The organism is Phenylobacterium sp., assembly GCF_028290885.1.
Classification (GTDB): domain Bacteria; phylum Pseudomonadota; class Alphaproteobacteria; order Caulobacterales; family Caulobacteraceae; genus Phenylobacterium.
The window spans coordinates 1-21596 of sequence record NZ_JAQGIZ010000136.1 but is presented as its reverse complement, the minus strand read 5'-3'; the positions used below and the strand labels follow the sequence as shown (position 1 = coordinate 21596).

General features: G+C 68.7%; 18 protein-coding genes and 2 pseudogenes. 12 read left to right on the top strand and 8 right to left on the bottom strand.

Annotated features, from left to right (window positions below; genetic code table 11):
• Nucleotides 1-23: 23 nt before the first annotated feature.
• Both JWP28_RS09180 and JWP28_RS09175 read left to right on the top strand, forming a co-directional pair.
• Nucleotides 24-719, top strand: coding sequence for a PEPxxWA-CTERM sorting domain-containing protein (locus JWP28_RS09180; protein ID WP_299542273.1), 696 nt, complete (start codon nt 24-26; stop codon nt 717-719).
• Nucleotides 720-931: 212 nt separating this feature from the next.
• Nucleotides 932-1777, top strand: a complete 846-nt coding sequence (locus JWP28_RS09175; protein ID WP_299542271.1) for a hypothetical protein — start codon at nt 932-934, stop codon at nt 1775-1777.
• On the opposite strand, the gene JWP28_RS20645 is transcribed toward JWP28_RS09175, so the two are convergent.
• A complete protein-coding gene (locus tag JWP28_RS20645; protein ID WP_366143796.1) occupies nt 1695-2183 on the bottom strand; it encodes a 2OG-Fe(II) oxygenase in 489 nt (162 codons plus the stop codon). The genes JWP28_RS09175 and JWP28_RS20645 overlap by 83 nt on opposite strands.
• Here JWP28_RS20645 and JWP28_RS20640 point away from each other — a divergent pair.
• Nucleotides 2148-2327 (top strand): annotated as a pseudogene (locus JWP28_RS20640) (hypothetical protein); the annotation flags it as partial. The gene JWP28_RS20645 and the pseudogene JWP28_RS20640 overlap by 36 nt on opposite strands.
• Nucleotides 2328-2513: 186 nt before the next feature.
• Here the strand turns inward: JWP28_RS20640 and JWP28_RS20635 are convergent.
• A pseudogene (locus JWP28_RS20635) lies at nt 2514-2903 on the bottom strand (redoxin domain-containing protein); the annotation flags it as partial.
• A 171-nt stretch (nt 2904-3074) separates the two neighbouring features.
• Nucleotides 3075-3515, bottom strand: coding sequence for a VOC family protein (locus JWP28_RS09165; RefSeq protein WP_299542267.1), 441 nt, complete (start codon nt 3513-3515; stop codon nt 3075-3077).
• 240 nt (nt 3516-3755) lie between these two features.
• Here JWP28_RS09165 and JWP28_RS09160 point away from each other — a divergent pair, with 240 nt between their 5' ends.
• The 3 genes from JWP28_RS09160 (at nt 3756) to JWP28_RS09150 (ending at nt 8636) form a co-directional block, all read left to right on the top strand.
• Entirely contained in the window at nt 3756-4817 is a 1062-nt protein-coding gene (locus JWP28_RS09160) for an efflux RND transporter periplasmic adaptor subunit (protein WP_299542266.1), read from the top strand.
• Between the two features lie 27 nt (nt 4818-4844).
• Entirely contained in the window at nt 4845-8075 is a 3231-nt protein-coding gene (locus JWP28_RS09155; RefSeq protein ID WP_299542264.1) for an efflux RND transporter permease subunit, read from the top strand.
• A gap of 78 nt (nt 8076-8153) precedes the next feature.
• Nucleotides 8154-8636, top strand: coding sequence for a GNAT family N-acetyltransferase (locus JWP28_RS09150; protein ID WP_299542279.1), 483 nt, complete (start codon nt 8154-8156; stop codon nt 8634-8636).
• A gap of 30 nt (nt 8637-8666) precedes the next feature.
• On the opposite strand, the gene JWP28_RS09145 is transcribed toward JWP28_RS09150, so the two are convergent.
• Nucleotides 8667-10487, bottom strand: a complete 1821-nt coding sequence (locus JWP28_RS09145; protein WP_299542277.1) for an ABC transporter ATP-binding protein/permease — start codon at nt 10485-10487, stop codon at nt 8667-8669.
• 32 nt (nt 10488-10519) lie between these two features.
• Nucleotides 10520-11317 carry an Ig-like domain-containing protein gene (locus tag JWP28_RS09140; protein WP_299542262.1) on the bottom strand — a complete coding sequence of 266 codons (798 nt, stop codon included), beginning with the start codon at nt 11315-11317 and terminating at the stop codon, nt 10520-10522.
• A 90-nt stretch (nt 11318-11407) separates the two neighbouring features.
• Here JWP28_RS09140 and JWP28_RS09135 point away from each other — a divergent pair, with 90 nt between their 5' ends.
• Nucleotides 11408-12010, top strand: coding sequence for a TIGR00730 family Rossman fold protein (locus tag JWP28_RS09135; protein WP_299542260.1), 603 nt, complete (start codon nt 11408-11410; stop codon nt 12008-12010).
• 153 nt (nt 12011-12163) lie between these two features.
• Here the strand turns inward: JWP28_RS09135 and JWP28_RS09130 are convergent, their stop codons facing one another.
• From JWP28_RS09130 to JWP28_RS09120, 3 genes are all read right to left on the bottom strand, one after another.
• Nucleotides 12164-14209, bottom strand: coding sequence for an NAD(+) synthase (locus JWP28_RS09130; RefSeq protein WP_299542258.1), 2046 nt, complete (start codon nt 14207-14209; stop codon nt 12164-12166).
• A gap of 293 nt (nt 14210-14502) precedes the next feature.
• Nucleotides 14503-14931 (bottom strand): RNA polymerase-binding protein DksA, encoded by a 429-nt coding sequence (gene dksA / locus JWP28_RS09125; protein WP_299542256.1) that lies wholly within the window; start codon nt 14929-14931, stop codon nt 14503-14505.
• 93 nt (nt 14932-15024) lie between these two features.
• A complete protein-coding gene (locus tag JWP28_RS09120; RefSeq protein WP_299542254.1) occupies nt 15025-15459 on the bottom strand; it encodes a flagellar assembly protein FliX in 435 nt (144 codons plus the stop codon).
• Nucleotides 15460-15671: 212 nt separating this feature from the next.
• Here JWP28_RS09120 and JWP28_RS09115 point away from each other — a divergent pair, with 212 nt between their 5' ends.
• From JWP28_RS09115 to JWP28_RS09095, 5 genes are all read left to right on the top strand, one after another.
• Nucleotides 15672-16784, top strand: coding sequence for a flagellar basal body P-ring protein FlgI (locus JWP28_RS09115; RefSeq protein WP_299542252.1), 1113 nt, complete (start codon nt 15672-15674; stop codon nt 16782-16784).
• Nucleotides 16784-17101 (top strand): rod-binding protein, encoded by a 318-nt coding sequence (locus JWP28_RS09110; protein WP_366143794.1) that lies wholly within the window; start codon nt 16784-16786, stop codon nt 17099-17101. The genes JWP28_RS09115 and JWP28_RS09110 overlap by 1 nt, the downstream gene beginning before the upstream one ends.
• The gene (locus JWP28_RS09105) at nt 17101-17544 is read left to right on the top strand and encodes a flagellar basal body protein (RefSeq protein WP_299542250.1); all 444 of its coding nucleotides are present in this window, start codon (nt 17101-17103) and stop codon (nt 17542-17544) included. The genes JWP28_RS09110 and JWP28_RS09105 overlap by 1 nt, the downstream gene beginning before the upstream one ends.
• A 257-nt stretch (nt 17545-17801) precedes the next feature.
• Entirely contained in the window at nt 17802-20651 is a 2850-nt protein-coding gene (locus JWP28_RS09100) for a TonB-dependent receptor (protein WP_299542248.1), read from the top strand.
• Between the two features lie 153 nt (nt 20652-20804).
• On the top strand, nt 20805-21596 hold a 792-nt coding region (locus tag JWP28_RS09095), incomplete at its 3' end, for a LysR substrate-binding domain-containing protein (RefSeq protein ID WP_299542246.1).

Sequence of the window (21596 nt, the reverse complement as noted above, 5' to 3'; positions counted from 1 at the left end):
GACCCCTGCTTTAGGACTCGCCCGTGGCGACGCAGCAGATTGGGGCGCAGGGCTTTCATCCCCCCGCCCAGGTCTGCAATCGAGGAGGCTCCTCCATGCGTCCGCTACTCGCCGTTGCCGTTGCGGTCCTGGCCATCACAGGTATGGCCAGCCGCGCAAACGCCGCGCTCCCGGTCTATCCGACGCCCGGCGTGCAGAACCCCACGACCTACACCTTCACCGCCGCCGGGGATGGAGATCTGATCGCTTATTTCGCCGGGACCACGGCCGCCTACAGTGAGATTCTCGGGGTCAAGATCAACGGAGTCGACAGCGGGATCACTGGCTTGCCAAACCACGCGACCGCCATCGGCGCATCGCTCGACTTTGGGCACGTCACGGCGGGCGACGCCCTGGAGTTCTACATCGACGTGCTGACCACCGGGAACTTCTGGTATTCAACGAAGAGCGACAACCTCGACGGCGCCAACCATGTGTTCTCGGCGCCCTACGGAGGTGACGCGACCTTGCCCGCTGGAACTTACGTGGCGCTCGAAGACCTGCCCGCGGCGACGTCGAACTGGAACTATTTCGACGAAACCTTCGTCTTCTCCAACGTGTCCACCAATGGTGGGGGGGTGCTGGGCATTCCCGAACCCGCCACCTGGACGATGATGATCGCCGGCTTCGGGCTCGCGGGCGCCGCCCTTCGCCGCCGCCGTTACGGGATCGTCGCCTGAGCCGGTTTCGACCGGCGTTCGGACCTGCGGCAAGCTTGAGCGTTGGATGTTCTCGCGGACGGGAGGTCCGAATGAGCGTCGCTTCCAGGATGGTGTCCATCGGCGTCGCCGCGACCCTGCTCTGCGGCGTCCTGGGCCCGCGTGCGCAGGCCCAGGAGGAAGGCCCCCGCTGACGCTTGGTCGGGTCACCGCCGGGGGATAGACTCGGGCTCATGGCCGAGCCCATCCGCATCCTGTTGCAGACCACCATTCCGCACACCGAGGACGACTGGCACATCGGCCGGTTCTCCAAGCTGCGCGACCGGCTGGCGGCGATGGAGGGGGTCGAGGTCACCGCCCGCAACCGCGAGGCGCCGCCGGGCCAGACCGATCCGGTGCTGGGTTCGCTGGACGCCTCCGACTTCGACGAGATGTGGCTGTTCGCGGTCGACAGCGGCGACGGGCTGAACGGCGAGGAATGCGCCGCCATCGGCCGGTTCAGGACGCGCGGCGGCGGCCTAATGGTCACCCGCGACCACATGGACCTGGGCTGCTCGGTCTGCACCCTGGGCGGGGTCGGCGACGCCCACTACTTCCATTCGAAGCACCTCGACCCGGATCCGAGCCGCCGCGCCCGCGACGACCAGGCGACCCGCGACATCGACTGGCCGAACTACCACTCCGGCGCCAACGGCGATTTCCAACAGGTGCAGCCCGTCGGGGAACGGCATCCGGTGTTCGAAGGCGTCTCCCGCCTGCCCGCCCACCCGCATGAGGGCGCCGTCGGCGCGCCGGCCGAGCACCCCTCCGCCCACGTGATCGCCACCGGTGTCAGCCGGACCACCGGGCGGCTCTTCAACATCGCCGTCGCATTTGAGCCGAGCGACGAGGGCGGGCCAGCCGTCGCGGAAAGCACCTTCCACCATTTCGCCGACTACAACCTCGACCCGGCGATGGGCTGTCCGAGTTTTGTCAGCGAGCCGCCCGGCGACGGCTTCAGGCGCGATCCCGCGGCGCTGGCCGAGACCCATCGCTATTTCGAGAACCTGGCCCACTGGCTGGCGGGCCGACCGGTCTAGCGCCGCGCTGGGCCCGGCGCATGTGGCGGTTTTCCTGCGGTCCGACCGCGACGCGCGCGAGGTTGGCGCGACGGATCCGGGCCCCCTCCTGGTCGTACAGGAACGGCACATAGACGAAGCGCTCGCCGCGGGTGACCGGGGTCGCCTCGTGCAACAGGTTGCAGCCGAACACCGTCGCCCCGCCGACCGGTGGCCGATACATGCGCGGACCGAACTCGGGGAACCTCAGGTCGCCGCCCTCGAAGTCGTCGTTGAGGTTGATCGAGACGGCGAACTTGCGGTGCGCAGTGCCCGCCGTCACGTCGTCCCGGTGCGGCGAAAAGAAACCCTGGTCCTCCGCGCCATAGCGGCAGATCAGGTAGCGCTCGATATGCTTGGCCTGCCAGCCGAAGGCGCGCTTGACCATCGGGAACAGCCGCGTCTGCAGGCGCAGGCGCAGGTCTTCGATCAACGCCTCGTCCTCGATGGTGACATCCGTGCGGCGCTTGAAGAACGGATCGATCTGCTGGACCGTGCGGCCGTCCACGTCCTTGGCGAAGCCGGAAGGCGTCTGATCGCCCGCGCGATAGCCTGCGATCAGTGCGGCGCAGAGTTCCGGCTCGAGGATCCGCGGCAGGGTGAGCACCGGCGCCACCTGGGTTTCGGCCTCGCGCGGGGCCTCCTTGAGCACCGCCTCCAGCCGGTCGAGCACCGCGCCCGTGGACTCGATCGGCTCGGCCATGGCGATGCGGAACGACGGGTCGATCAGGAAGAGGGTTGGCCTGAGATGCTGCGCGTCGGCGACGCCGTAGAGGCGGCTGACCTGGCAGTCGAAGTCCCAGAAGAACCTCAAGCCCGGTTCGGAGTTCGCAAGACCGCGCTGCAACCGGTCGGCCGGGTCCACGCTGACCCCGAAGAAGGCGGCGTCAAAATCGTTGAACAGCGCCCGGCGCGCCACGACCTCGGTGAACGCCTGGGCGGCAGCGGGTTCGGCCAGGGTGCCGAACGCCATCAGGACGATCCAGCGGCCCGCGGCGACCTCCAGGCTGTAATGGTCGTTGTTGTCGGTGGCCGCGGTGAAGAAGGGCGCGGGTTCGCCTACCTGTGGCGGGGCCGCAACGAAGTCGAGGACGCCTTCTCCGTCCATGTCGCGTGTCTCCCGTCAGGCCCGATTCTGGACCTCGCCACCCCTCGCCCGCGTCCGACTTCGCGGCTCACGGGCGGCGCCGGCGCGCGCTTTGGCGCATCGACGCCGCCACAGAATGGCAAAGTGGGGTTTCTAAATCGTCTCCCGGGCGCGCAAACCGCGTCGAAAAGGCTACCAGGACCCTACGTTAGGCATCGAGGCCCAGGGCTCGGCAGGCGGCAGAGCCGGGCCGGCCTGCAGCAGTTCGATGGAGATGTTGTCGGGCGAGCGGACAAAGGCCATGCGCCCATCCCGCGGTGGCCGGTTGATCACCACGCCCTTGTCCTTCAGCCGCTGGCAGAGCGCATAGATGTCGTCCACCGCATAGGCCAGGTGCCCGAAGTTGCGGCCGCCCTCATAGGCCTCGGGATCCCAGTTGTAGGTCAGCTCGACCATCGGCGCCTTGTCGGCCTTGGCGGCGGCCTCGTCGCCCGGCGCGCAAAGGAACACCAGCGTGAAGCGGCCGCCGGAATTCTCTGTCCGTGAGGCCTCCACCAGGCCCAGCTTGTCGCAATAGAACTCCAGCGAGGCGTCGAGGTCCGCGACCCGGACCATGGTGTGGAGATATTTCACTTGCGGTTATCCTTTACATAGTAAGCTCGGAGACACGGGGTTACGCGATGCTGCCGCGGCCCCGTGGTGCAATGGACTGCTGCGAAGCAGAATAAACGCCGTGCTGCTATCCTGTCCGCGATTTCATTTGCGCTGGCGTAACGACGGCATCACAAGCGCGGAAAACGTCAGAACAAGATCGCGCGGGGAGGCGTCGCTGATTCGCGCGAGCTGTAAGGGGCCGGGAACAGCTTGATACGGATGAAATCCCAGTACTGGTTCGTCGTCGTCGTGGTCGGTGTGGTCGCGCTCTACTTCGTCGTGCGCAGCATTTTCTCGACCGCTGAGCCGAACACCGCGCAGGCCAAGGCGACCGGCCCGTCCGGCCCTCCCAGCGTCCAGGCCAAGCTGGTCCCAGAGGTCCAGCGTCAGTATGACGTGGTGATCCGCGGTCGCACGCAGGCGACGCGCACGGTCGTGTTGCGCTCGGAAACCGCCGGGACCGTGGCCGCCGCGCCGGTGCTGCAAGGCGGCTTCGTCAAGCAGGGCCAGGTGCTGTGCCGGCTGGCCGTCGACGCCCGCCAGGCGGCGCTCGACCAGGCGCGCGCCATGCAGAAATCCAATCAGCTTAGTCAGCAGCAGAACGAGGAACTGGCGAAGAAGGGCTTCCGCTCGCCGACCCAATTGCTGCTGAGCCAGGCCAACCTCGACGCCTCCAACGCCGCCGTCCGCCAGGGCGAGATCGCGCTCGCCCAGGTGAACATCAAGGCGCCCTTCGCCGGCGTGTTCGACCACCGCGACGCCGAGGTCGGGACCTACCTCGCGCCCGGACAGCCGTGCGGGACTGTGATCGAGATCGATCCGCTGCTGATCGTCGGCGACGTGCCGGAGACCCAGGCCGCCAGCCTGAAGGTCGGCGCGACGGCCACCGCCAGGCTGGTGTCGGGCCAGACGCTGCAGGGCCGCGTCCGCTATGTCGCCCATGAGGCCGATCCGCAAACCCGCACCTATCACTTCGAGATGACCGTGCCGAACCCGCGGCTGGATGTCCGCTCGGGGCTCTCGGCCGAGATGCGTATCGGCGCGGGCTCGGGCCCGGCGCACCTGGTGCCGGTGTCGACCTTGGTGCTGGACTCCGCCGGCCGCCAGGGCGTCCGCTACGTCCTGGCCGACGGCCGGGTGGCGTTCGCGCCGGTGACCATCGTCGAGGAGACCCATGAAGGCGTTTGGGTGACCGGCCTTTCGGGGCCCGTGCAATTGATCACCGTCGGCCAGTCCTATGTCGCCGACGGCCAGAAGGTTCGCGTCGCCCTGGCGCGTTAGCGTCAGGACGATCTGGAGTAGAGAGCGATGATCGCTGCGCTGATCGATGGAGCCATCAAGCGCCGCAAGGTGGTGCTGGGCGTCACCTTGATCGCCTGCCTGTTCGGGCTGGGCTCCTATCTCTCCATGCCGCGCGAGGCGCAGCCGGATATCGACCTGCCCTACATCTCGGTGATCGTGCCCTTCCCTGGCGTGAGCCCGGAAGACGCCGAGCGCCTGCTGATCAAGCCGCTGGAGGTCCAGCTGCAGACCATCCAGGGCATCAAGCACATGAACGGGGTTGCGCGGCAGGGCGCGGCCATCGTCACGCTCGAGTTCGAGCCCGAGTTCTCCAAGGAAAAGGCGCTGGCCGACGTCCGCGCCAAGACCGACCTCGCCCGGGGCCGCTTTCCGCCGGACGCCGAGGAACCGATCATCCAGGAGGAAAGCTTCGCCGACCGGCCGATCATCGGCGTCGTGCTGCACGGCGAGGCCCCTGAACGGGAGCTGGCGCGGATATCCAAGAGCCTGAAGGAGCGGCTGGAGAGCTCGCCGGGCGTGCAGGAAGCCTTCGAGAGCGGCGCCCGCGAGGAGCTGCTGGACGTCACCATCGATCCGCTGCGCATGGAGGCCTACAACGTCACCGCCAGCGACCTCGCCGCGGTGATCGCGCGCAACAACCAGTTGGTGCCCGCCGGCAACCTGCGCTCCGGTCCCGGCCAGTTCGCCGTGAAGGTGCCGGGCGTCGTGCAGAATCCGGCCGACATCCTCTCCCTGCCGGTCAAGAAGAGCGGCGACCGGATCGTCACCATCGCCGACATCGGCAATGTGCGCCGCACCTTCAAGGAGCCGGCTTTCATCACCCGCTTCAACGGCCAGCCAGCGGTGGCCCTGGACGTCTCCAAGCGCAACGGCGCCAACCTTCTGGAGACCGTGAAGACCATCCGCAGCGTCGTGGCCGAGGAGCAGAAGCACTGGCCCTCGACCGTGAAGGTCGACTTCACCTACGACAATTCCGACTTCATCGGCCGCACGCTCACCGTGCTGGAAAGCGGGATCATGACCGCCAGCCTGCTGGTGATGATGATCATCGTCGCCAGCCTCGGCATCCGGCAGGGGATCATCGTCGGCCTGGCCATTCCCGCCTGCTTCCTGATCGCCTTCCTGATGATCCACGCCAAGGGCGTGACGCTCAATCAGATGGTGATGTTCGGCATGGTGTTGGCGGTCGGCATCCTGGTCGACGGCGGCATCGTGGTGGTCGAGTACGCCGACCGGAAGATGGCCGAGGGCTTGCCGAAGGAGCAGGCCTTCGCCGCCGCCGGCAAGCGGATGTTCTGGCCGGTGGTCAACGGCACGCTGACCACGCTCTGCGCCTTCCTGCCGTTCATGTTCTGGAACTCGATCGCCGGGAAATTCATGAGCTTCCTGCCGCTCACCCTATTCTTCGTGCTCGGCGCATCGATCTTCGTGGCGCTGATCTTCACGCCGGCGCTGGGCTCGATCTTCGGCCGCCCCACGGCCGTCGACGCCGCCCACCTGGCGGAGATCGAGAAGTCGGAGCACGGCGACCCGCGCGAGATGACCGGCTTCATGGGCTGGTACGCCAAGACGATCTCCATGCTGGGCCGCCATCCGGGCCGCACCGTGCTGGTCACCCTGGCCATCATCGTCGGTATCGGGTTCTGGTTCGGCCACACGAAGCACCGCACCGAATTCTTCCTCGACCAGGATCCCGAGCAGGTGACAGTGTTCGTCAAGGCGCGCGGCAACCTCTCGCCAGACGCCCAGGACGCGCTGATGCGGCAGGTCGAGGCCAAGCTGGTGGGCGTGAAGGGCATCGAGTCGATGTACGTCCGCGCCGGCGGCGTGCAGTCGAACGGCGGTCCCGCCTCGCCCCCCAACGACACCATCGGGCGCATCGAGGTGGAGTTCCAGAAGTACGAGCAGCGCAAGCTGCTCGGCATCCGCGGCAAGGACGTCTCCAACGCCATCCGCGGCCGGGTCGCCGACCTGCCGGGCATGCAGGTCGAGGTGCGCGAGCCTGAGGGCGGGCCGCCGACGGGCAAGTCGGTGCAGGTGCAGATGACCGGCCACGACCCGGCCGCCCTCGACCGCGCCGCCAACCTGGTGAAGGCCCACCTGGCGTCCGACCCGCAGCTCATCGAGCTGGAAGACAACCGCACCTCGCCCGGCATCGAATACAACCTCACCGTCGACCGCGTCGCCGCGGGCCGCTATGGCGTCGACGTGCTGTCGGTGGGCCAGGCGATCCAGTTCATGACCGACGGGGTGCTGGTGGGCCGCTTCCGCCCCGACGACGCCGAGGACGAGCTGGACATCCGGGTGCGCTTCCCGATCGACGCCCGCACCGTGGCGGCCTTCGACCAGCTGAAGATCACCACCCCGCAGGGCCCCGTGCCGGCCAGCTACTTCGTCAAGCGCGTGCCCGGTCAGCAGATCACCCAGATCCAGCGCCGCGAAGGCCAGCGGCTAGTGCTGATCCAGGCCAACACCGTCGCCGGGGTCGCCGCCAACCAGAAGATCGCCCAGCTGAAGCCCTGGCTCGCCAAGGCCCCGATCGACCCCGAGGTGCACGTGAAGTTCACCGGCGCCGACGAGGAAGGCCAGGCCGCGGCCAAGTTCTTCATGGTCGCCATGGCCGTCTCGCTGTTCCTGATGGCGGTGATCCTGCTGTGGCAGTTCAACAGCTTCTACGGCGTGGTGGTGACGCTCTCGGCCGTGGCGCTCTCCACCATCGGCGTCCTCCTGGGCATCCAGGTGAACCTGCTGCACACCTTTGACTACATCTCGGTGATCATGCTGGGGACCGGGGTCGTCGCCCTGGCCGGGGTCGTGGTGGGCCACAACATCGTGCTGGTGGACACCTTCTACCAGCTGCGCCGCCAGGGCTATCCTGCGGACGAGGCCTCCGTGCGCGCCGCGACCCAGCGGTTCCGACCGGTGATGCTGACCACCCTGGTGACGGTCGTGGGCCTGCTGCCGCTGATGTTCCAGATCCACCCGAACTTCCACAACGGCCACCTGGAGTTCAAGGCGCCCGGCTCGGAGTGGTGGGTGCAGCTGTCCGGCGCAGTGGTCTGGGGGCTGTCGTTCGCCACCCTGCTGACCCTGGTGCTGACGCCGGTGCTGTTGGCCGCGCCCAAGGTCGTCGCGCGCCGCTTCGGCATCGCCTGGCGCTGGATGCAGCAGCTGGCCGGCGTCCAGCCGAAGCCGGAGACTGTGAAGCCCTACGACATTCCCCGAGCTGCAGAATGATGGGGGCGGAGTAGGCGCGTGGCGGGGCTGACGTCCCGCCTCGCGGGGCCTGAGGACATCCCGGCCCTCGACGCGGTGATGGCCGCCGCCATCGCCGAGCTGCAGCGCGCCTTCCTGACGCCGGCCCAGATCGCGGCCAGCCGCACGATCATGGGCCTCGACCGCCAGCTGATCGCCGATGGGACCTATTTCGTGGTGGAAGCCGACGGCGAGATCGCAGGCTGCGGCGGCTGGAGCCGCCGCGCCACCCTCTATGGCGGCGACCACTCCCCGGGCCGCGACTCCGCCCTGCTCGATCCCGCCACCGACCCGGCGCGGGTGCGGGCCATGTACACCCATCCGGCCTTCGCCCGCCGCGGCGTCGGACGGCTGATCCTTGAACTGTGCGAAGACGCCGCCCGCGCGGAGGGCTTCAGCCGCCTGGAGCTGATGGCGACGATGTCGGGCCGCCCGCTCTACGCCCGCGCCGGCTACGTCGAGATCGAGCACATCCTCGACGACCGCGGCGGGGAGCCGGTGCCGCTGGTGCGAATGGGCAAGGCGATCGGGCAAAGCGGTTAGTTGCTCCCCTTCTGGGGGAGGAACTGGGGGTCAAACCTCCCGCGTCTGCCGGCGCCAGAGCGCGGCGTATTCGCCGGTGCGGGCCAGCAGCTCGGCGTGGGTTCCCCGCTCGACGATGCGGCCGCGGCGCAGCACCAGGATCTGGTCGGCGTCGACGATAGTCGAGAGCCGGTGGGCGATGACCAGGGTGGTGCGGCCGGCCTTCACCTTGCGCAGGGTCTCCTGGATGGCGGCCTCGGTGGGCCCGTCGAGGGCGCTGGTGGCCTCGTCGAGGATCAGCACGCGCGGGTTGGCCAGCAGGGCGCGGGCGATCCCCACCCGCTGGCGCTCGCCGCCGGAGAGCTTCAGGCCGCGCTCGCCGACCATGGTGGACATGCCGTTCGGCAGGCTGTCGATGAACGGGCCGAGTTCGGCGGCCTCGGCCGCGGCGCGCACCTCGTCGGTCCCGGCGCCCGGCCGGGCGAAGGCGATGTTGGCGTAGAGGCTGTCGTTGAACAGGGCCACGTCCTGCGGCACCAGGGCCACCGCCTGGCGCAGCGCCGTCTGCTTCACCTGGCGCATGTCGAGGCCGTCGATCAGCACGCGGCCGTCCTTGGGGTCGAGCAGCCGCATGGCCAGCCGCACGGCCGTGGTCTTGCCGGCCCCGGACGGCCCGACCAGGGCGGTGGTGGTCCCCGGCGGCGCCTGGAAGCTCACGTCGCGCAGGCCGACGGAGCGGGCGTCGTGCTGGAAGCTCACATGCTCGAAGGCGATCGAGGCCCCCGCCCCGCTGGCCGGCGGCAGGTCGCGTGCGTCGGGCGCATCGACGATCTCGGGCAGGATCCCGCGCAGCGAGATCATCTGCTCCATGTCGATGAAGGCCTGGCGGATCTCCCGATACTGGAAGCCGAGCATCCCCAAGGGCGCGTAGAGGCCGCTGAGCAGCAGGATCGCTGTCGTGATGTCGCCGATCTTCAGGTGGCCGCCCGCCACCTGATAGCCGGCCATCACCGTCATGGCGGCCAGACCGATGTTGAGGATCACCGACTGCGAGCCGTTCAGGAGGTTCAGCGAGGCGTTCGCCCGGGCGCTGGCGTTCACGTAGTCGCCCATGGCCCGCTCGTAGCTCCCGACGATCCGGTCCTCGGCGCCGAAGGTCTTCAGCGTCTCGTAGTTGATCAGGGCATCTCCGGAGAGGCCGGCGACCCGGTTGTCGGTGTCGTTGAGCTCGCGCCGGTGTGACAGCCGCCAGTTGGTGATGCGAAAGGTCACGACGACGTAGATCACCATCGTCGCCAGCGCTGTGACGGCGAACTGCCAGTTGAGCCGCACCACCATCACCGCCATGGCCATGACCAGCTCGACCGCCGTTGGGCCGAGGTTGAAGATCAGGCTGCGGATCAGGAAGTCGGTGGAGCGCGAGCCGCGGTCGATGATCCGCGTCAGGGTCCCGGTCTGCTTGCTCTGGTGGAAGTCCAGCGACAGGCCCAAGGCGTGCGCGAAGGTCTCCACCGCCGCCTTGGCCATGGTCGACTGCGAAACCCGGGTGAAGATCGCGTCGCGGGCGTAGGGCGCGCAGGCCGCCACCAGCCTCAAGGCCGCGAAGGCCACCGCCAGCCCGATGAAGGTCGCGCCGATGGCGACGCCGCCCTGCGCCGCCGGCTGCAGGGTGTTGATCGCGTCGCCCAGCATGACGGGCGCGGTGACGCCGGCCGCCTTGCCTATGAAGACTAGCGCCAAGGCCGCGGCGATCCGCAGCCGCAGCTGCGGCGCGCCGGAGCGCATCACCAGCCGCCCCAGGTCGGCCAAGGAGCCCCAGAAGCTGAACTTCGTCTCGGCCGGGGCGATATCGCCGGCGAAGCGGCGCGTCATTCCGGGGTGCGCGAAGGCCAACCGTTGCTCCGTCAGTGAATGAGAATCGTCGATTGCACGCCGCCGCCCGGCGTCATCCAGTCGACCCTGAGGCCGGCAGGGGTGAGCTGGCTACGCAGTGGGCCCTGCGCAAGGGGCGGCGCGACCGAGACCTGGAATCCCACGCTGTCCGAAAAGCCGTCGCCGAACACCTGCGCCTGGTGCGCGCCCGGCAGGATGCGGGTCTGCGAGCCCGCGGCGGGCAGGCTCGCGTCATAGCGGCCCGAGGCGTCGGCGCGGCCCTGGGCCGCCTGCCGGCCGTCCAAGTTAAGGATCACCGTGGCGCCGGGCGGCGCGATGGCGGAGACCTCCACCCCGCCGCCCTGGTCGAAATCGATGGCGCGCAGGCCGGACCGGAGCCCGGAATCGATCCGCAGCGCACCGGCGCCGGCCCGCAGCACCGCGGCCTGTCCCTTCGGCGTCACCAGGACATAGCCCTCCGACTGCACCTGGCCGCCTTTGGCGGTCGCCGAGAGGCCGAAGATCCGCGCCTCGGGAACAGGACCCAGCGCGATCGTCCAGCGGCCGTGCGAGTCGGCGGTGGCGTTCAGGGCCTCTCCCTGCGGCGTGGCGAGCCGCACCCGCGCGCCCGGCGCCGCAGACCCCGAGAGCCGCCACCCGTCCCCGGCGGCCTGCAAGCCGTCGGGCATCGGCGGCGCGACGTAGCCGGCGTCCTCCGCCGCCGACTCTGCGCCGGGCGTCACCAAGGGCTTGCCGTTGCAGCCGGGCAGCAGCACGAGCGCCAGGAGCGCGGCGCAGGTCGCTGCAATGGGGGGCTTCGCGGGAACCATGGTTTGGTTGAAACTCCTTAACCCGGGCTATAGCTAATCGGGCTTTCGCCGCGCGCTCGCAAGCGCGCCGATCTCCTGGAGAAACCGTCGATGGGGCCTGCGCCCGACCCGCTGAAATCCGTGTGCGTCTTCTGCGGCTCCTCCGAAGCGGCCGACCCGGCCTATCTGCGCGCGGCGAGCGAGTTGGGCCGGGACCTGGCGCTCGCCGGCCTGAGGTTGGTCTACGGCGGCGGCGGCGTGGGCCTGATGGGCGCGACCGCACGCGGCGCGCATGAGGCCGGCGGTAAGGTGCTGGGCATCATCCCCGACTTCCTGGTCGGCCGCGAGCGCGCGCTGGACACGGTGGAGACGGTGGTGGTCGCCTCCATGCACCAGCGCAAGCAGATGATGTTCGAGAACGCCGACGGCTTCGTCATCCTGCCGGGCGGCATCGGCACGCTGGAGGAGGTGGTCGAGCTGCTCTCCTGGCGCCGGCTCGACCTGCACGCCAAGCCGGTGGTGTTCTACAATCCCGACGGCTTCTGGACGACGCTGTTCGCCCTCTTCCAGCACACGGTCGACACCCGGCTGACCCCGCCGGAGTTCATGGACTCCTGGACCTCCGTCGAGCGGGTCGAGGACATCATCCCGGCGCTGCGCGGCTTCGCCCCCGAAAAGCCCGGCGCTGCGCCGGCCGTGGCGAGGGTGACGTGATCTCTTACCTTCCCCGTTCACGGGGAAGGGGGACCGCTCGCCGTAGAGCGAGTGGTGGAAGGGGCGAGACCGGGCTCCGAGCTTGAACTCGCCCCCTCCACCATCGGCTCTTCGGCCGATGGTCCCCCTCCCCCGCTGCGCGGGTGAGGTAAGTCACGGCACATTCGCTTCCAGCTCGTCGAGCCACACCCGCGCCGTGCCGTCCGAGGGGGCGCGCCAGTCGCCGCGTGGCGAGAGCGCGCCGCCGGAGACCACCTTGGGGCCGTTCGGCATGGCCGAGCGCTTGAACTGGCTGATCTCGAAAAACCGGTAGAGGAAGACGCCCAGCCACTTCTTGATGGCCGCCAGGTCGTAGGCGTGGCGCGCGCCTTCAGGGAAGTTCGGCGGCCAGTCGCCGCGGCTCGCGTCATGCCAGGTGTGCCAGGCCAGGAACGCCACCTTCGACGGGCGCAGCCCAAAGCGGGTGATGTAGTAGACGTTGAAGTCCTGCAGCTCGTAGGGCCCGACCTTGGCCTGGGTGGACTGGATGGCGCCCGAGGCGTCGGCCGGCACCAGCTCCGGCGAGATCTCGGTGTCTAGGATCGCCAGCAGGGTCGCCGAGGCCGCCGCCTCCAGCTGGCCGGTCTTCACCACCCAGCGGATCAGGTGGTGGATCAGGGTTTTCGCCAGCGAGCCGTTAGGGTTGTAGTGGCTCATCTGGTCGCCGACGCCGTAGGTGTTCCAGCCGAGCGCGATCTCCGACAGGTCGCCGGTGCCGAGCACGAAGCCCCCGTGGCGGTTGGCGAGCCGGAACAGGTAGTCGGTCCGCAGGCCCGCCTGCACGTTCTCGAAGGTCACGTCATAGACGGGCTGCCCTTGGGCGTAAGGATGGCCGATATCCTCCAGTACGCGCAGGGCTGCGGGCTTGATGTCGATCTCCTGGCCGGTGACGCCCAGCGCCTCCATCAGCGCCCAGGCGTTGGCCTTGGTCCCCTCGCTGGTGGCGAACCCCGGCATGGTGAACCCGAGGATCTCCGAGCGCGGCTTTCCCAAGGCGTCGAACGCCTTGGCCGCCACCAGCAACGCGTGGGTGGAATCGAGGCCGCCGGAGACGCCGATGACGATGTGTTTCGACCTGGTCGCCCGCAGCCGCTGGGTCAGGCCCTGAACCTGGATGTTGAAGGCCTCGTAGCAGTCCTGGTCGAGCCGCGCGGGGTCGTCCGGCACGAAGGGGAAGCGGTCGAGCGGTCGCAGGAGACCGATGTCCTCGAAGGTCGGCTGGTGCTCGAAACGCACGCGCCGGAACGCCTTCTCCGGGCGGCCGGCGGCCACGGCGGCGTTGTTGAACGTCGGCGTGCGGGTGCGCTCCAGCCGCAGGCGCTCGACGTCGACGTCGGCCACCGCCATCTGCGCCGCGGTCGGGAAGCGGTCTGTCCTGGCGAGCCGGCGGCCGAGCTCGTGGACCGTCGCCTGCCCGTCCCAGGCCAGGTCCGTGGTGCTCTCGCCCGGGCCGGCGGCCGAATAGAGGTAGGCCGCCTGGCAGCGCATCGACTGCGAGACGCAGAGCAGCTCCCGGTCGTCGGCCTTGCCGACCACGATGTTGGAGGCCGAGAGGTTGCAGAGGATCAGGGCGCCGGCGAGCGCGGCCTGGGTGGAGGGCGGCGTCGGCGACCAGACGTCCTCGCAGATCTCCGCGGCGAAGCTGAAGTCCGCGAGGTCGGAGGCCTCGAACACCAGGTCCGTGCCGAAGGGGACGCTCTGGCCCGCCAGCTGGGTCGTCAAGCCGGTGACGCCCGCGCCCGGCGCGAACCAGCGATTCTCGTAGAATTCCCGATAGTTGGGCAGGAAACTTTTGGGCGTGATTCCGAGGATCCGGCCGCGCGCGATCACCACCGCGCAGTTGTAGAGCGCGCCGTTGTGCTGCACCGGCGCGCCCACGATCAAGACCGGTGCGAGGTCCCGGCTGGCGGCGGCCAAGCCCTCGATCTCCGCCTCCACGCGGCTCAGCAGCGCGTCCTGCAGCAACAGGTCGTCGATGGCGTAGGCGGAGAGCCCGAGTTCCGGGAACAGCATCAGGTCGACGCTGCGGGCGTGCCCCTCCTTGGCCAGCGCCAGGATCTGGGCGGCGTTGAAGCCCGGATCGCCCACCGCCACCGCTGGCGTGCAGGCCGCGACCCGCACGAAGCCGTGGCTGTGGATCGCGTGGAACGGTTTCGTCACGGGCGGCTCAGCCTCCTTCGTCCCGTCACTAGCGCCTGATTTGCCGCTCGGGAGAAATGCTCACTTTGAGCATATATAGGCGGAGGCTGAAGATTTGGCAAAGAGCCATCCCTCCTCTTTGGGGGAGGGTCGAGTCGGCGGAGCCGACCGGGATGGGGGAGTATGGGCCAAGCTGAGAGCCCGCGCTTGAACGCGACTCCCCCACCCTGGCCGCGGAGCCTGTCCTCGGGCCGGCATTCGCCGGACCCGGGGGCGGCCTGTCCCTCCCCTAAAAGAGGAGGGATGATTTTCACTCAGTCGTCCCGGTGCACCCGTTCGCGGCGCTCGTGCCGCTCCTGGGCTTCCAGGCTGAGCGTCGCGATCGGCCGGGCGTCGAGACGGGCCACGCCGATCGGCTCTCCGGTCTCTTCGCAGTAGCCGTAGCTGCCATCCTCGATCCGGCGCAGCGCCTCGTCGATCTTGGAGATCAGCTTACGCTGCCGGTCGCGGGTGCGCAGTTCAAGAGACCGATCAGTCTCCGAAGACGCGCGATCCGCAAGGTCCGGATGATTCTCGGTTTCGCTCTGCAGATGCTTGAGGGTCTCTCCAGATTCCCGGAGGATGTCCTCTTTCCAATCGAGGAGCTTCTGCTTGAAATACTCAAGCTGACGCTCGTTCATAAACTCCTCGTCCTCGGAAGGACGATAATCAGGCCTCTCAGCCAACACGGCAGATGCCTTCATGGACACTCCGAGCCCCCTAAACTGCCCGAGACACGCGGGGCGCTTATAGCAAACAAAACAGTGGTTTCAATCCGTACCGCCGAGCGAGTGCCTTTACGCCGCACGGCCGGCTTGCTCAAGCTTGGCCGCTTCAACCGCGGCGCGAAGTTCGATTTCGTCGAGTACCGCCTCAAGCGCCGGGTCGTCCGTGCGCTCGCGCTCGTCGCGCACAGCGCGGCGCAACCGGTCCAGATCCGCGCTGCCGAGCTCGCCTTCGAGCAGTCCGATCCTGATCTCGTCGAGCACGTCGAGAATGCGGCCCGCCCGCCGCACGGCGCGGCGCTTGCGCTCCAGCGGCCCGCCGACATCCTGCAGGGCCAGCAGGGCTTCGACGCCCATCACCCCGCGCGTGGCCGAAACCGACGACGCCTGGCTGGTTTCCGGGGCGGCTTCCGGCGTAACGACGCGGAAGCCCTCGCCGTCGGCGGCGCCACGCGCCGGGCGTGCGCCTGAAGAGGATCCGATCCCGCCTGGGCCGGTGACCTTCATGCCGCGCGCTTCAACCCCTCACAGCCCGAACTCTGCCCCCGTTCTCCGCTCCCAAGCTTGCAGCATGGTTAATGCCGGGCAAAAACTGCCGACGGACACCGGCGCGACCGCCGCGGCCGGACGACCATAACTGTTTTCCTTGGGTTTTCGCCGCCCCCTGGACTGGCACGCGGATCGCATGGCGCCATGCGAAGCAGCTTCATCCGGCGCCCATGCATCATCATCTGTTCCGCATCTTCTCCGTCCTCCTGCTCGCCGCAGGCCTGTTCGCGGGGCCCGCCGCGGCCAAGTCGCGGATCAAGGACATCGTTGCCTTCGAGGGCGTCCGCGACAACCAGCTGGTGGGCTACGGCATCGTCGTCGGCCTGAACGGCACGGGCGACGCCCTGCGCAACGCGCCCTTCACCAAGCAGAGCCTCGAGGCCATGCTCGAGCGCCTGGGCGTCAACACCCGCGACGCCACGCTCAACACCAAGAACGTCGCCGCGGTGATGGTCACCGCCAACCTGCCGGCCTTCGCCGCCACCGGCGCGCGGATCGACGCCAGCGTCTCAGCGCTGGGCGACGCCAAGAGCCTGCTGGGCGGCACCCTGCTGGTCACTCCGCTGATGGGCGCCGACGGCAGGGCCTATGCCGTGGCCCAGGGCACCGTGCAGACCGGCGCGGTCAGCGCCACGGGGGCTTCCGGCTCGACCATTTCCAAGGGCGTGCCCACCGCCGGCCGCATTGCGTCGGGCGCCATCGTCGAGGGCGAGAGCGGCTTCCAGCTCGCCAACATGACCAGCCTGCGCATGACCCTGCGCAATCCGGACTTCACCACCGCCGGGCGCATCGCCGACGTGATCAACGCCCGCTACCCGGGTACGGCGATCGCCGAGAACCCCACCATCGTCGCCATCCGGCCGGCGAACGGCCAGGACATGATGAGCTTCGTCACCCAGGTGGAGAACCTCTCCGTCGAGCCGGACGCGCCGGCCAAGGTGGTCATCGATGAGATCGCCGGCGTGATTGTCATGGGCGAGAACGTCCGGCTCTCCACCGTCGCGGTGCAGCAGGGCAACCTGACCATCACCGTGCGCGAGACCTCGCAGGTCAGCCAGCCCACTGCCTTCTCCAAGGGCGGCACGACCGCCATCGTCCCGCAGAGCGACATCTCGGTGGACGAGGAGAAGGGCAAGAAGTTCCTGACCGTGAAGTCCGGCGCCTCCCTGGCAAGCCTGGTGGCGGGCCTCAACGCACTCGGCGTCACCCCGCGGGACATGATCTCCATCCTACAGACCATCAAGACCGCCGGCGCCCTGCAGGCCGACATCGAGGTGATGTGATGGCCGACCTGACCGCCGCCGTTGTCCCGACGAACCTGATCCAGCCCACCGCCGCTCCGCAGAGCGCGACCGAGCTGGCGAAGCGGGGCGAGATCAAGCAGACGGCCCAGAAGTTCGAGGCCTCCTTCCTGTCGATCATGCTGCAGCAGATGTTCGAGGGCGTGGACACGCCCGCGCCCTTCGGCGGCGGCCCCGGCGAGAGCATGTTCAAGTCGTTCCTCACCGAGGCCATGGCCAAGAAGATGGCGGCCAATGGCGGTATCGGGCTGGCCAGCTCCATCCAGCGCGAGATGCTGAAGATGCAGGGGCTGAACTGATGGCCGCCGCCGCCGAGAACGCCACCGAGCGCGTCGACCAGCTGATCCTGCTGACCGAGCGCCTGACCCACCTGGTGGCGCTGGGGGCGCAGGCCTTCGAGGCCCGCCGGCCGCAGGACGCCGCCGCCTACGTCGACGAGACCGGCCGCCTCGCCAATCACTACCGCCACGAGTCCGCCCGCATCCGCGGCAATCCGGCGCTGATCGCCGGCGTCAGCCTCGGCAGGCGCACCCGCCTGGTTCGCGCCACCGAGGCCTTCGACGCGGTGCTGGCCCGCCAGGCGCGCGCCGTCGCCGCCGCCAAGTTCGTCACCGAGGGCCTGGTCCGGTCCATCGCCGAGGAGATCGCGGCCCAGCGCCAGAAGGGCGTCTCCTACGGCCCCGGCGCCCTGCCCGGTCCGACCGCGGCCGCCACCGCCATCACGCTCAACAAGCGGGCTTAGGAGCCTACCTTCCCCGTTCAGGGGAAGAAGCCCGGGCGCGCGCTCTGCTTTGCCCAGGCGCCGCCGACGGCCAGCCATATGCGCGGGCCAAAAACGCCATCCAGCGGCCTTCACGACAGAGCGGTCCCGCGTGTCAATTCTGACACCAGCTTGACAGTGATGAAACAGAAAGAGTCATCCTCCGGTAGAAGCCTCGCACGACTCACCCGCCGGCGAACGCCGAACGGGCGCGTTGTGGGGCACGGGGAGGATCCATCATGAACCGTCTTCACAGGGGCGCAGCCCTGCTTGCCGTCAGCGCGCTCGCCGCCGGGGGCAGCCTCGGCGTTGCACACGCGCAACAGCCCACTGTCTCCGAGATCGTCGTCACCGGCTCGCGCATCCGCACCAGTCCGCTCGAACAGACTCAGCCGATCGTGCAGATCGACCAGGACGCCATCGCCAAGACCGGCCTGATCTCAACCGTCGATGTGCTGCAGCGTCTCCCGTCAGCGGGCGGCGGCCTGAACAGCAAGTTCAACAACTCGGGCAACCTGGGCAATCCGCCGGACGGCGGCGGCGTCGGCGCCGGATCGGCGGAGATCGATCTACGCTACCTGAGCCCCCGCCGCACCCTGGTGCTGGTGGACGGGCTGCGCTGGGTCGGCGGCGCCTCGGCGTCGGGCGTCCCGGCCTCGGTCGATCTCAACTCCATCCCCACGTCGATGATCAGCCGCATCGAGGTCCTGCAGGAAGGCGCGTCGCCGATCTACGGCTCGGACGCCATCGCGGGCGTGGTCAATATCATCACCAAGCAGCGGCAGGACGGCTTCCAGGCGACCGCCGAGGTCGGCGGCTATGGCCAGGGCGACGGCTTCAGCCAGACCTACGACCTGTCGTGGGGGGTCACGCAGGGTGGGACCTCGATCGTGGTGGGCGGCGGCTATTTCAAGCAGGACGCGGTATTCGCGGGCGACCGGGACATTTCCCGCTTCCCCTCGCCGTATGGCACCGTCTGCGACAGCGGCTGCAGTTCCGGGACCCCGCTCGGCCGGTTCATCATCCATGACCCGAACACCAACCAGGACTTCAGCGCGACCCTGCGGCAGGCCCTCCAGCCCGGACAACGGCCGATCTACAACCCGCTCGATCCCACCGGCGCGAGCGGCAGCTTCAAGCCCTTCACCACCGCCGACCGGTTCAACTTCCAGCCGTTCAACTACATCGAAACGCCGCTGGAACGGCTGAGCCTGTTCGGCTCGGTGACCCAGGACATCACCGACCACATCCATTTCCGCGTGCGGGCGTCCTATGTCGAACGCAAGTCGGCCAACCAGGCGGCGCCGCTGCCGCTGTTCGTGGGGCCCGACGCCGGCAACGGCAACCTGCTCGACACCGTCGCGGTCGACAGAACCAACCCCTACAACCCCTTCGGCTTCACCCTGCAGCCGGGGACCTATTCGTTCATCGGCCGCCGCCTGGTGGAGGCCGGCCCGCGGCACTACGAGCAGACCGTCGACACCTGGAACGTCGCCGGCACGCTGGACGGCGACTTCGCGGTCGGCGACCGGACCTGGCACTGGGACATCGACGGCGTGTGGTCGCGCAACCACGCCGAACAGATATTCACCGGCAACGTCAACGCCCAGCGTGTCCAGCAGGCGCTCGGCCCGCTCTCCGGGTGCACCGGTTCCTGCGTTCCGCTCAACCTGTTCGGCGGGGCGGGCACCATCACGCCGGCCATGCTGAGCTTCATCGGTTTCACCCAGCAGGATACCTCGCAGCAGGAACTTCGGGACGTCAGCGCCAACCTGACGGGCGACATCTTCGACCTTCCCGCCGGGCCCCTCGCCTTCGCCGTCGGCCTGGAGCATCGGGTGACCGAAGGCTTCTTCCAGCCAGATCCCATCGTCGCCGCGGGCCTGTCATCCGACATCCCCGCCCAGCCTGCGAGCGGCTCGATCACCGTCAAGGAAGCTTATGGCGAACTGCGGATCCCGCTCATCAAGGACACGCCGTTCTTCTATCGCCTCGACGCCTCAGTGGCCGGCCGCTGGTTCGACTATTCCACCTCCGGCACGGACTCCACCTACAAGGCCGGGTTCAACTGGAAGCCGATGCATGATCTGCTGTTCCGCGGCTCGTGGGGCCAGGGCTTCCGCGCGCCCTCGATCGGCGAGCTCTTCGGCTCCGCTTCGCGCTTCGACCAGGTCGTGGTCGACCCCTGCTCGGACTTCCTCGGCCTCGCTGGAGGTACGGTGCAGAGCGCCGCTGTCCGCGCCAACTGCATCGCCCGCGGCGTGCCCGCGAGCGGTTCCTACGTCCAGCTCAATTCGCAGCTGCCGGTAATCACCAGCGGCAACAAGGCGCTCAAGCCCGAAACCAGCGAGAGCTGGTACTTCAGCGGCGTGTGGGAGCCCGACTTCCTGCGCGACGCCAGCTGGGCGAACGGCGGGTCGGTGGAGCTCGCCTACACCCAGATCACCCTGGACCAGGCCATCCAAGCGCTCAGCGGCCAGACCTTGCTGGACCGCTGCGCCCAGACCAACGACCCCTTGTCCTGCGCCACCATCACGCGGACAGCCTCGGGGGTCGTCTCCGGCATCGCCAACCCCCTGATCAACATCGGCGGCATCAAGACCCGGGCCCTGGACCTCAACGTCAACTGGAGTTCGCCGGCCTGGTCGATCGGACGGTTCGGGGTGCACTCCTACACGACCCGGCTACTGGAGTTCACCGAGCTGCAGCCGACGTCCAACGGGCTCGAGCCGATCAAGCGGCTCGGCACCGAGCGCGGAAGTCCCGACCAAGCCTATCCGAAGTGGAAGTCCAATCTGATCATCGATTGGGACAAGGCGGAGTTCGGGGCGACGGCCGGCGTGCGCTACATCTCGGCGGTGCAGGAATCGGGCGATCCCAACAAGCTCGGCAGCCGCACCTATATCGACGCCCAGCTCCGTTGGACGCCGGCCAGCCTGCTGAACGGGGTCGCGGTCGCGGTGGGGGTCAACAACCTGTTCGACAAGGATCCGCCCGGCTGCATCACCTGCAGCCTGAACAACTACGACCCGAACGCCTACGACGCGCCCGGGCGGTTCATCTATCTGCGGCTCAGCTACCGGCAGTAGCGACGCACCAGACGCCCGCCGTGAGCCGGACTCACGGCGGGCGTCTGGCCACGCTCTGTGATCCGACCTCACGGACGCCGCACTGAGATGTCGTTTGGGCGCGCGCTTATCTGACCCTATATCCGGTCGGAAGCTTGTGAGCTGAGGTCACACATGGCCAAGCGTAGCCAACTGCCGTTGACGGCCCTTCGGGCGTTCGAGGCCTTCGCGCGTCGGGGCAAGATGAGCCTGGCCGCCGACGAGCTCTGCGTCACCCACGGCGCGGTCAGCCGCCAGGTCCGCGGCCTGGAGGCCCTGTGCGGGGTCAAGCTGACCCAAGGCCCGCGCAATGCGCTCAAGCTCACCGACGCCGGCGACCGGATGGCCCGCGCGCTCGGCCGCACCTTCGATGAGCTGGAGCAGACCTTCCGCGAGGTGCGGGCGGCGGCCGACCGCGAGCTACACGTCTCCTGCGTCGGCACCCTGGCCATGAAGTGGCTGATCCCGCGCCTCTCCGGCTTCCACGCCCGGCATCCGGAACTGTCGATCCGCGTGACCGAGGCCTATGGCCCGGTCGACTTCACCCGCGAACCCTTCGACGCCGCCATCCGGCTCACCGAGAGCGTCGCGGGCGACGGCCTTACCGCCACGCCCTTCCTCGACAACTTCCATGGCCCGGTGGTCGCGCCCGCCCTGACGCGCGGCGGCCTCGACCTCGCCCGCACCCCGCGCCTGCACACCCGGCCCCACCGCCAGGCCTGGGCCGAATGGTCGGAGCACGCCGGCGTGCCGGCGCCCGAAGCCCCGGAGAACCGCGAATACGAGCACCTGTTCTACATGCTGGAGGCGGCGATCGCCGGACTGGGCGTCGGCCTGTCGCCGTGGATCTATGTCGCCAACGACATCGCCGCCGGCCGGCTCGCCGCGCCCTTCGGCTTCACCCCCACCCCGGCCCGCTTCCACCTG

What these genes read in the sequence shown, in the direction of transcription:
- JWP28_RS09175 (WP_299542271.1), top strand. Translation starts at nt 932, where the DNA reads ATGGCCGAGCCCATCCGCATCCTGTTGCAGACCACCATTCCGCACACC.
- JWP28_RS20645 (WP_366143796.1), bottom strand. Translation starts at nt 2,183, where the DNA reads ATGGTCAAGCGCGCCTTCGGCTGGCAGGCCAAGCATATCGAGCGCTAC.
- JWP28_RS09160 (WP_299542266.1), top strand. Translation starts at nt 3,756, where the DNA reads ATGAAATCCCAGTACTGGTTCGTCGTCGTCGTGGTCGGTGTGGTCGCG.
- JWP28_RS09155 (WP_299542264.1), top strand. Translation starts at nt 4,845, where the DNA reads ATGATCGCTGCGCTGATCGATGGAGCCATCAAGCGCCGCAAGGTGGTG.
- JWP28_RS09150 (WP_299542279.1), top strand. Translation starts at nt 8,154, where the DNA reads ATGGCCGCCGCCATCGCCGAGCTGCAGCGCGCCTTCCTGACGCCGGCC.
- JWP28_RS09145 (WP_299542277.1), bottom strand. Translation starts at nt 10,487, where the DNA reads ATGACGCGCCGCTTCGCCGGCGATATCGCCCCGGCCGAGACGAAGTTC.
- JWP28_RS09140 (WP_299542262.1), bottom strand. Translation starts at nt 11,317, where the DNA reads ATGGTTCCCGCGAAGCCCCCCATTGCAGCGACCTGCGCCGCGCTCCTG.
- JWP28_RS09135 (WP_299542260.1), top strand. Translation starts at nt 11,408, where the DNA reads ATGGGGCCTGCGCCCGACCCGCTGAAATCCGTGTGCGTCTTCTGCGGC.
- dksA (WP_299542256.1), bottom strand. Translation starts at nt 14,931, where the DNA reads ATGAAGGCATCTGCCGTGTTGGCTGAGAGGCCTGATTATCGTCCTTCC.
- JWP28_RS09120 (WP_299542254.1), bottom strand. Translation starts at nt 15,459, where the DNA reads ATGAAGGTCACCGGCCCAGGCGGGATCGGATCCTCTTCAGGCGCACGC.
- JWP28_RS09115 (WP_299542252.1), top strand. Translation starts at nt 15,672, where the DNA reads ATGCATCATCATCTGTTCCGCATCTTCTCCGTCCTCCTGCTCGCCGCA.
- JWP28_RS09110 (WP_366143794.1), top strand. Translation starts at nt 16,784, where the DNA reads ATGGCCGACCTGACCGCCGCCGTTGTCCCGACGAACCTGATCCAGCCC.
- JWP28_RS09105 (WP_299542250.1), top strand. Translation starts at nt 17,101, where the DNA reads ATGGCCGCCGCCGCCGAGAACGCCACCGAGCGCGTCGACCAGCTGATC.
- JWP28_RS09100 (WP_299542248.1), top strand. Translation starts at nt 17,802, where the DNA reads ATGAACCGTCTTCACAGGGGCGCAGCCCTGCTTGCCGTCAGCGCGCTC.